Source organism: Mesorhizobium sp. M0074 (assembly GCF_040322975.1).
GTDB lineage: Bacteria > Pseudomonadota > Alphaproteobacteria > Rhizobiales > Rhizobiaceae > Mesorhizobium.
Map to the genome: position 1 here is coordinate 19,027 of NZ_JAMYUM010000039.1, position 9,274 is coordinate 28,300.

Consider the following 9,274-nt stretch of genomic DNA (forward strand, 5'->3'; position numbering starts at 1 on the left):
CCCTCAAGCCGCCGGGGTACGGTCGGTGACGCCAACCAGCGTATGGCGGTCGAGGAGCGCGGCGAGGATGGCGGTCCCTTGCGCGGTCGTCGGGATGAACAGCCGGAGCTTCCAGGAGATGATCTCGGAGATCAGCCCCAGCGCCTTCAGCCGGGCGACCATCGCGTCGGTGAAGCCGATCAATTCGACACGGTAGTCATTCATGACGCGGCTGCGGCGCAGAATCAGGCCATCGGCGAGTTGTAGTCCGATCCGTCCGTCGACAAGCCCGGTCCAGGCATCTTCCGGCGCGAGCTTGGGTACATCGTCGAGCCCCAGATTGCGGAACATGGTCGCGACAAGGGTCGGCGCGATGTGACGCCCGATGATGCGTTCGCCGGCATCGGTCTGCATGCGATAGACTCGACAGTCGTCGTCCGGCAGCCGACGCCAGATCGGCAGCAGCAGACCCGTCACGGTGTGGAAAGTGCTGGTGGTGAATTCGGGGACGGCGTCGATTTCTGCCTGCCAGAATTCACAGAAGAGTTTTCGGTCGGCGGGCTGCCAGTGTGTTTCGGCAAGGGCGTCGAGACCGAAGCGCAGCTCGTCCGTCGGCCGCAGCAGGCGCACGCGGTGTTCAACTGTGCCGTCGTCGAGCATCAGGCTCGCCGTCGGCAGCCGGATCGCCGCACGGCTGGAGCGGGCGTTCACCAGCAGAACCGATTGCGGTTCCGCCCGGACGATGGCCAGCGCGTCGACGAGGCCGAGCGGTTGGATACGGTCCTTCCGCGCGACCGTCAGGACATGCGACTGCGCGCCCGAGACCGGGTGCGCGTAGACGGTGCGGCGATCGGTGACGACGATGCTCTCCGCCGTGATGGTCTCCAGGCCCTTGTCGTAGGTGCCGGCGGAAATGGCGCCTTCTATTCTTCCCGCCATCAACTGCTCGAACACCTCGAACAGCAGGTTCTGGGTCTCGATGCGCAGCGCCAGCAGGCGATTGAGCCAGGTCGTGATCGGCGGTAGTTCGTCGCGCAGCCCGCCTTCATCAGTCGTCAGCGACAGGCCGGTTACCGTCTCGAAGGTCGTGAGCGAGCAGCCGTCGATCTTGCCCTGGTGCAACAGAAGATAGAACTGGCGAAGGGCCGCACGGGCATAGGGGCTTTCGAGATTGTCCTCGGACCGGAACAGCCCTGCCCCGCCGGTCTGGCGCTGGCCGCGCGTGATCGCGCCAAGCGTGTCGAGCCGTCGCGCGATCGTCGACAGGAATCGCTTGCCAGCCTTCACGTTGGCGGCCATCGGCCGGAACAGCGGCGGTTGCTGCTGATTTGTGCGGTGGGTCCTTCCGAGACCCTGGATGGCGTTGTCGGCGCGCCAGCCGGCCTCGAGCAGATAGTGCTTGCGCAGCCTCTGGTTCTTCACCCCAAGATCGGCGTGATAGGAGCGGCCTGTACCGCCGGCGTCGGAGAAGATCAGAACGCTCTTGTCGTCATCCATAAAACTCTGGGTCTCGGCCAGATTGGCCGAGCCAGGGCGGTTTTCCACGGCCAGCCGGTCGATGCCGTCGCGGCCGGTCTTCTTGACGATGCGGCGCGAGCGGCCGGTCACCTCGGCGACGGTGTCTGTGCCAAAATGATGGATGATCTGGTCGAGGGCGCTGCCGACCGGCGGCAGCGATGCGAGTTTTTCGATCATCTCGTCGCGCCGGCGAACAGCCTCCCGGCATTGAACCGGGTTGCCATCTTCGTCGTGGACAGGCCGCGAACAGACATAGCCTTCGGCGTCCGAATATTCCTCGAACAACTGGGTGGGGAAGGAGTGCATCAAGTACCCGCCGACATACTCGCGCGGCGTGACGTCGACATGCAGGTCCGACCATTCCTCGGTCGGGATCTCGGCAAGGCGTCGTTCCATCAGCGCTTCGCCCGTCGAGACAATCTGCACGACTGCCGAATGGCCATCGGCAAGATCCTGTCCGATCGCGCCGATCAGGGTCGGCGTCATCATCGAGGTAATCAAATGCGAGAAAAAGCGCTGCTTGGTGCTCTCGAAGGCCGAGCGCGCCGCCGATTTTGCGTTGCGGTTCAGCGTGCCGGACTCACTGGTGATGTTGGTCGCCTCGAGTGCGGCGGTCAAGTTGTTGTGAATGACCTGGAACGCATCGGCATAGGCGTTGTAGATGCGGATCTGTTCGTGGGTCAGCTCGTGCTCGAGGAGGTCGTATTCGACGCCGTCATAGGAAAGCGAACGCGCCGCATAGAGGCCGAGCGATTTGAGATCGCGGGCGAGCACTTCCATCGCCGCGACACCGCCTTCCTCGATCGCAGCGACGAACTCGGCGCGGTTGGCGAATGGAAAATCCTCGCTGCCCCAAATGCCGAGACGCTGCGCATAGGCGAGGTTCTCGACCGCGGTCGCACCGGTCGCGGAAACGTAGACGACGCGCGCGTCGGGAAGGGCGTGCTGCAGCCGCAGCCCCGCCCTGCCCTGCTGCGAGGGCGCGACGTCGCCACGCTCGCTTTTGCCGCCAGCGGCATTGGCCATGGCGTGCGCCTCGTCAAAGATGATAACGCCATCGAAAGATTTTTTGGCCCCCGACTGGTTTTCTCCAAGCCCTGTCTGGCTTTCTTTAATCCCCGTCGGGCCTTCGGTCCTTCCCGCAGAGTTTTCTCTGTTCCCCGTCGGGCCTTCGTCCCTCCTCGCCGGCTTCTCTCCAGTCCCTGTCGGGCCTTCGGCCCTCCCCGCCTCTTGGCCAACCCAGTCGAGGATCTGAGCGATCCGGGATTTCTTGCCCTCCCGTTCCTGCGAGCGCAGGGTTGCGTAGGTCGTGAACAGGATGCCCTCGGCAAGGCGGATCGGTGTGTCCTGCCGATAGCGCGAGAGCGGCTGGACGAGGAGTTTTTCCTGGCCGAGTGCTGCCCAATCGCGCTGGGCGTCTTCAAGCAATTTGTCCGACTTGGAAATCCAGATCGCACGGCGGCGGCCCTGCAGCCAATTGTCGAGGATGATGCCGGCGACTTGCCGGCCCTTGCCGCAACCGGTTCCGTCACCCAAAAACCATCCACGGCGGAAGCGGACAGCGTTCGCAGCACCTTCTGGTGCGGCCGAGACGACGTCGCAGGTCTCGTCGACCGTCCAGGTCCCGGCGAGATGGCCGGAATGGGCTTCGCCGGCGTAGATGACGCTTTCGAGCTGGGCGTCCGACAGCAGGGCCCCGTCGATGATCGCATCAGGAAGAAGCGGCCGATAGGAAGGCTTCGGCGGCGCTACGGCGGCCATGGCGGCCGACTGCACGAGCGGCGTCGGATGCGGCTTTGCCCGTGGAATGTGGATCGACTGGAGCGCATAGGGTTCGTAGATCCTGTCGGTAAGCCGGCCGCCTTTCTCCGGCATCCAGTCGCGCAGCTCGTAGGCAAGGGGGACAGCCGGCGTGCTGTTTGCCATGACCTGGCGGGCGGGCTTCGCCCGCGCAGTCGGGCGGACCGATTGGATGGCCTTCGGAGCACCCGTTGAGACACCGAGGGGTGCGGCTCTCGCCCCCGATCGGGCACCCATGTGCATGGCGGCATTGCGCAGGATGCCGCTGGACAATGCACCGATCGAGTCTGGAAAGCCGCCCGGTGTCCGGGGCGGCAGCGCGGAGATCCAGGAGAGCAGCGTCCCGACATCCGTGGCCTTGCCCGGCGAGCCGGAGAAGCTGGTTGGGTCGGTAGCAGGAACTTTGTCGATGATGGTCAAGCGGGTCTCGGCCGTCGTCCCATGGCGGGCGTAGACATGGCCGTCGATCGCTGCGGTGAAGATGACGGTGCCCTGCTGCTGCAGGCGTTCGAAGGCGGGCCGCCATTTGGGGTTTTCGGGAGACAGCCCGGTGCCTGTGACGGCAACGAGGCGCCCGCCGGCGCGCAGGCGGGCGAATGCGGAAGAGAGGTGCCGCCATGCCGCATCGGGAACATGTCCGTCGACATAGGCCCCAACGGTGAAGGGCGGATTCATCAAGACGACGGACGGCTCGATCGCTGCATCGAGATGGTCGTCGATATGAGCGGCATCGTGCCGGAAGACGGTAACACGTGGAAACAGCAGGCCGAGGAGATCGGCCCGCGTCGCGGCAAGCTCGTTGAGGGCGATCGAGGCGCGCGCCATCTCGGCATGGACGGCGAGCAGACCGGTGCCGGCCGAGGGTTCGAGAACGAGGTCGCAAGATGCGATCGCCGCGGCGTGCGCTGTGACGAAGGCCAGCGGCAAGGGCGTGGAGAGCTGCTGCATGGCCTGGCTCTCGTCGGAGCGTCGCGTATGGGTGGGAAGAAGTTCGGCGATGCGCTTGATCATCGCCAGCGTTGCCTGCGGCGTGGTGGACCGGGACAGGATCGCAGGGCCGAACCGGCGCAGAAACAGAACCTGGGCGGTTTCGAGCGCCTCATAGGCGTCCTTCCAGACCCAGAACCCTTGCGCATCGCTGCCGCCGAAGCTGTCCGTCATGGTGGTGCGCAGTGCGGCGGTGGTGACAGGCTCGCCCTGTTCGAGGAAAGGCAAAAGCAGCATTCCCGCCTGATGGATCGCTTGGGCGGTGTCGATGGCGTCTTGTGCCGGCACGCCGAGGGGAGCGGCCGTCCGGGCGACGGCAGATGTGGTCGAAACGATGTTCATGGCGATGTCCTTCGCGAGAGGGGGAGTGGCGCCCGCGGCGGCACTCTCTGCGCGCCAGCCGGGCCGCACTCCTCCCGGCTCCCCTCTCCCTCTGGCGCCGATGCACCAAACGGGTTGCGCTCTGCGCAAAGCCATGACTTGAATGCGCGGACAGGGATGCGGCGGCGACCTGGAGCTGCGGAGGTGATGCGACGGTTCAGAATTGGCAGTGAGGTCTACGAGGAGGGAGCTCCAGACCTGCAGGCGGCGCTGGCGAACGCCTATGCCCGCACCGAGCGTCCGCTATGCCTGTGCCGCGAGCCGGGCTGCCCGATGTACATCGCCCGCATCGGCGACCTTCATCTGATCAAGCGCATGCCGCTGAGCGGCGGCGGCCATGATCCGTCCTGCGATTCATATGAATCACCTTACGAACTGTCCGGGCTAGGCGCCTTGATGGGCAGCGCGATTCAGCTCGATCCGCAAAGCGGCATGGCGGCCCTCAAACTGGACTTCAGCCTGTCGAAGACAGGGAGCCGGGCAGCATCCGTGCCTGCGGGGCAAAGTTCCGCCAGCGTAACCGGTGATCCCAGGAGGTTGTCGCTGCGTGGCCTCCTTCATTATCTCTGGCACGAGGCCGAATTGACGGTCTGGACATCCCGATGGGCCGGCAAGCGACATTGGTGGAATGTCCGCTGGCATCTGCTCGAGGCTGCCGGGCAAATGACGGTGAGGGCCGGACCGCTCGCGGATACCCTGTTCGTGCCCGAGCCGTTTCGCGCCGAGAACAAGGAAGCGATCGAGCAGCGTCGCAACGCGGTTCTCGGCACGGCGCTTCCGCCGAAATCCGGCCCACGAAAGCTGCTGGTTCTGGTCGGCGAGGTGAAGGAGATTGTTCTTGCCCGCTCCGGTCAGAAACTTGTCATCAGGCATTTGCCCGGTTTTCCCTTTATCATCGACGATGCATTGCACCGCCGCTTGCAGGTACGTTTCGAGAAAGAATTGTCGCTGTGGGGAGCGGATTCGACTTCACATCTGATAGTGATCGCGACCTTCGGACTGAACCCGGCCGGACTCGCCATCGTCGAGGAGATCGCGTTGATGGTGGTGTCCGAGAACTGGATCCCTTACGAGACGGTCCCTGAGAAGAGGCTCGTCGACGCGCTCGCCCGCCTTCACGAGAAGAGCGTGAAGGGATTGCGCTACGACCTGCAAACCGACCAGCCGATCGCCACCGCTTTGCTTCAGAACAGGCAGCAGCCGATCGCGCTCTTTGTCGTCCCGGCCGGTGCGGACGAAACGTTCGAGGCTTCGCTCGACGAAATGATCGCCGCGCGTCCGGAGATCGGCTCCTGGGTGTGGCGGGTCGGCGAAGCCGATATGCCGCCGCTACCGCTCTGAGCGTCGGCGGAATTTCGAACGAGGGCTCAGTATGTCTTACGCAAGGCCCAGCTTCTTCTTGAGCTCGGCATTTTCCTTGCTCAGACGGTCAGCAAGCAGGTTCTTAAGGCGCTTGTTTTCTTCTTCGAGCGCGACAAGATCACGGAGATCGCCGCTATCTGAAGAAGGCGCCACAGCCCTCTTCCACTGATAGTAGGTCTGCTCCGAAATGCCGGCTTGGCCGACCGCACTCTTGCTGGTCGCACCCCCAGCGATCGACTTCTCGATCTGGGCAAGCTTCTGGGCGCGTTCCTTCTCAGAATAGGTCTTCCGGGCGGTCCGCACTGCCACCGCAGGTTCAGCCGCCTGGGGCCTTGGTCTCGCCCGGTTCTTGCGGGTCGGCTTGGCGAGCTCTGCCTTGGCTTTCTTTGCTCGTGGAACTTTCTTCTTCGCTTCAGGGGCTTCCACTTTGGCTGGTGCCACTGTTGTCTCAACAGTTTGAGCTTCCTGAGAATCGGCCACGATATGCTCCGCTTGTGGATTGTCACTTTCTTCAGCATCGATGGGTCTTATACTGGAGTCAATGAGCTCAGAATTTGGCAACTGCGCACCATCAGACAGCTGCGTCATTCCCGTGACAATTTTGGACAGGGCGAGACCACCCCAGATCGAATGGCTTGGCTTTTGCTTGCCGCGCTTCTGTTTCACTTCCACGATAAATGGCCGGACCTGGTCCTTCCTTGATGTGAGGACGACTTGCAAGCCAAGTCGCTGTTTCGCGTCAGCGAGTATCCTACGCCCAGGCATCTTATCGCTCTTGCCGAGCTTTATCGGAGAAGGCCAGCGACGAGCAAGCGAGGTTTCACTGATCTCGGGGACTGGCTAGATCACCGGGACGCAAACCGTCTATTGCGAGCCGAGGTTTCATTTGACGCGACCTTCGGAGCGTATCCATGCCTGCCATCCACAGGGGCCACTTCGCTCGATCCACCGGCAGCTGACAAATTTCGACATGCTGACGAGGCTTTCGGTAAAGCCCCTCGCTGCATCGAGCGCCGCCCACGCCGTCATTCGTTGCCGCGGGGCAAAACGCACAAGGGACTAACAGCCGTCGGCATCCGAGGTGCACAACCGACTGCATCGATTGCAATCCTGATTTTCTTGGGAGCAAATCTTCTCATGGCGGCGGATGAGCTGGACGCGATTATTTTCGGGATGGCGGTCGAAAGCGTTCGTGCGCTTCCTCTTGGATTTGCGGAAAAAGTCGCAGAAATCGCCAACAGAAGCCACGGCGTCCTGCTTTTTGATTTGCGCATCGATGGCGACTTGGAGATGCAGCGGATCGCCGCCGTCCGAAATCCAAGCAACCAGACAGGCATTCTGGCGCTGGACAAGCAGGGCTCGGCGATCAGCCATTGCATGGTCAATGGCAGTTTCTCCAGCTCTATCGCTCCCTTGGAGGACTGGAACACTCTGCCGCTGCCGATGCAGGCCAGGACGAGTATCGCCGGCCCGGCCAGCATCGACGCCTTACGCAATGCCGGATACATCCCGCGCGGCAGGTCCTGATCCGAAGTTTTGTTCGGCGACTGATCGATCATATCGTCGAGCCAGTCGGCCACACGGCCTCGCTATGGGCGATTGCCACGGTGATCAGCTGACCAGGATCATCCGAGTTGAAGTCTAACCCTGATACGTGGCTCGCTTGACTACGAGCATCTCGCCGGTGCTGGCTTCAAATACCGTGAAAATGCGCAGGCCGGCGGCGAAGCACTGATTGAACAATGTCGGTCGCCGTCACGGTATCTTTGAAAGCGATAGGGCCGCGTGCAAGCGATCGTTATGTGCGAGAGCGTCTCGCCCGTCGGCGTCCGATAGAACGCCTCCTCGATAGGCGATCGCGCCGAATGGCCTATCCGACGCGCCCATTTCAGCGGAGTAGGCGGACCATGCTAATAGGGGCGTTTCGCTTCCGAGCGGCAGCTCTCAGGGACAACCTCTATCGTCGCCTCCCTTCTTTGAACTCTGGCTTAATCGGGCGGAGGACAGGAGTTCGTCAATCTCGAGATCCGACAGATCGAGCAGCTTGAAGACAGCATCATGCCTTCCGGCGTTAATGAGAATCGTGCGTTTGCCGCGATGTTCGGCCCACCCGGTCTCCGGATCAGCATGCGGGCAATGCCCCTGAGTTCGACAGGCGTCATGTTCCAGATCGCCTCGAGCTTGTCCTCGCGCATCGTGCTGTCGACCGCACCAGTCTCATAGGCGGCGATGGTGGCCCGCATAGCATCCGGACTGCATTTATCTGAAAGGCCGCAGAGAACCAGCGTTCGCGGCCATGGATGCGGATCGAGAAGAAGACACTGGTCACATATCCGGCCTTATACTCGGACAGCCCGAACATGCCGGTGCGCTGGAAGAGCGGCGGCAGCAGCGCGAGCATGAAGCGATACTCACTTTCAAGATCTCGAACCATTCCCCAGCGTAAATCGAGCCGCAAAGGGATCGACGCCGGCATCATCGCGATGCCGGTTGAACAGCGAAAACATCTCTCCGCGGGTTGCGACGCCGTCGAGCACCTTCCTCAAGGATGGATGTGCGGTCATGGGCTTCTCCTGAACGCAGGTCGGCCACGCGCGGCATGAACCGCGTCGGCGCAACTGCTTGGTGGTGTTGTGGCTGTCGACTGGCCGAGCCTGCGGCCGGCGCGTGCACCGGCGATGATGGGGTTTGCAGGGTTCAGGCGGCGGCGCTCGGAGCGACGCGAAGCGTCTCGACCAACCCCGGTGACGGCACGCACGGCAGCCGCGAGCGCCGGGATGTCGTCGAGCATGCCGAGTGCAACGAAGTGGTTGGCCCAGCCGGTATAGTCCTTTCGGCCCTTGCAGGTGCGGATCAGGATGCCATGACCTGAGGACAATCCGAACTGGCCGACCTGGATGTAGGCGCGGTCATGGTGGAGGGTAATTTCACCGGAAACGGCGATGCCCGCCTTGTTCGAGCGCAAGTCAAAGCTTCCCGGCGGCAGGGCAAGCTCGGCGGCGAGTTTCTTCAGCCGTGAACGGGCTGTCGTGTGGAAACGTCTCTTCTGTTGCTCGTTATAGGAGCAGGTTCTGTTCCAGTCGAACATTTCGATCTCCATGAAATGGAACAGGCCCGGGGGGGGGGGGGGGCGGCCCGGGGCCGGCGGGGGGGGGGGGTATTGGGGGGGGGGGGCGGCGGGCCGCGCGCCGCCGGGGTGAAAAGGCCCGCCCAGCACCGCGGGGGCCCGGTTGGGAGAGGGGTGGGT

8 protein-coding genes are annotated in these 9,274 nt (G+C 63.0%); 2 read left to right on the plus strand and 6 right to left on the minus strand.

Annotated elements, in window-relative coordinates; translation table 11 throughout:
* Positions 1–3: 3 nt before the first annotated feature.
* Entirely contained in the window at positions 4–4,626 is a 4,623-nt protein-coding gene (locus NKJ73_RS32270; RefSeq protein ID WP_352572385.1) for a strawberry notch-like NTP hydrolase domain-containing protein, read from the minus strand.
* A gap of 186 nt (positions 4,627–4,812) precedes the next feature.
* On the opposite strand from NKJ73_RS32270, the gene NKJ73_RS32275 reads away from it, so the two are divergent.
* Positions 4,813–6,006 carry a DUF1173 domain-containing protein gene (locus tag NKJ73_RS32275; protein ID WP_352572387.1) on the plus strand — a complete coding sequence of 398 codons (1,194 nt, stop codon included), beginning with the start codon at positions 4,813–4,815 and terminating at the stop codon, positions 6,004–6,006.
* Between the two features lie 36 nt (positions 6,007–6,042).
* On the opposite strand, the gene NKJ73_RS32280 is transcribed toward NKJ73_RS32275, so the two are convergent.
* Positions 6,043–6,699 (minus strand): transposase, encoded by a 657-nt coding sequence (locus NKJ73_RS32280; protein WP_352572389.1) that lies wholly within the window; start codon positions 6,697–6,699, stop codon positions 6,043–6,045.
* A gap of 465 nt (positions 6,700–7,164) precedes the next feature.
* On the opposite strand from NKJ73_RS32280, the gene NKJ73_RS32285 reads away from it, so the two are divergent.
* On the plus strand, positions 7,165–7,554 hold the full coding sequence (locus NKJ73_RS32285) for a hypothetical protein (protein ID WP_352572391.1): 390 nt from the start codon (positions 7,165–7,167) through the stop codon (positions 7,552–7,554).
* A 461-nt stretch (positions 7,555–8,015) separates the two neighbouring features.
* Here NKJ73_RS32285 and NKJ73_RS32290 read toward each other — a convergent pair whose 3' ends face one another.
* Genes NKJ73_RS32290 through NKJ73_RS32305 form a run of 4 tightly spaced genes read right to left on the minus strand, consistent with a single transcriptional unit; the run spans position 8,016 to position 9,115 of the window.
* Entirely contained in the window at positions 8,016–8,270 is a 255-nt protein-coding gene (locus NKJ73_RS32290; RefSeq protein ID WP_352572404.1) for a hypothetical protein, read from the minus strand.
* Positions 8,186–8,506: a DUF1419 domain-containing protein gene (locus NKJ73_RS32295; protein ID WP_352572393.1), complete on the minus strand. Its 321-nt coding sequence runs from the start codon at positions 8,504–8,506 to the stop codon at positions 8,186–8,188. The genes NKJ73_RS32290 and NKJ73_RS32295 overlap by 85 nt, the downstream gene beginning before the upstream one ends.
* A complete protein-coding gene (locus NKJ73_RS32300) occupies positions 8,445–8,591 on the minus strand; it encodes a DUF1419 domain-containing protein (protein WP_352572395.1) in 147 nt (48 codons plus the stop codon). The genes NKJ73_RS32295 and NKJ73_RS32300 overlap by 62 nt, the downstream gene beginning before the upstream one ends.
* The gene (locus NKJ73_RS32305) at positions 8,588–9,115 is read right to left on the minus strand and encodes a hypothetical protein (RefSeq protein ID WP_352572397.1); all 528 of its coding nucleotides are present in this window, start codon (positions 9,113–9,115) and stop codon (positions 8,588–8,590) included. The genes NKJ73_RS32300 and NKJ73_RS32305 overlap by 4 nt, the downstream gene beginning before the upstream one ends.
* Between the last annotated feature and the right edge of the window lie 159 nt (positions 9,116–9,274).